The organism is Streptomyces sp. BV286 (genome assembly GCF_019090165.1).
In the GTDB taxonomy this organism is placed as follows: Bacteria; Actinomycetota; Actinomycetes; order Streptomycetales; family Streptomycetaceae; genus Streptomyces.
This window is the reverse complement of record NZ_JAHRIB010000027.1, coordinates 1-219: the sequence shown is the minus strand read 5'-3', so window position 1 is coordinate 219 and position 219 is coordinate 1. Positions and strand designations below refer to the sequence as shown.

At 68.0% G+C, this 219-nt stretch carries 1 protein-coding gene; it reads right to left on the bottom strand.

Annotation, left to right across the window (positions count from 1 at the left end; genetic code table 11):
- Window positions 1-187: acyltransferase domain-containing protein (locus KUF83_RS03685; RefSeq protein ID WP_374105971.1), on the bottom strand; the 187-nt coding region annotated here is incomplete at its 3' end.
- Window positions 188-219 lie beyond the last annotated feature (32 nt).

Here is a 219-nt window from a genome sequence, read left to right as displayed (position 1 = left end):
TGCCCCGTGCCGCCACCAGCATCGCCGCATCCTCCAGAGAGAACACCCCGGCCACATGCGCAGCCGCGATCTCCCCCACCGAATGCCCCGCAACAAAGTCAGGCCGCACACCGAACGACTCCACCAACCGGAACAGCGCCACCTCGACCGCGAACAGAGCAGCCTGCGCATACACCGTCCGCGTCAACAGAGCAGCCGCAGCACTCCCCGGCTCCGCGA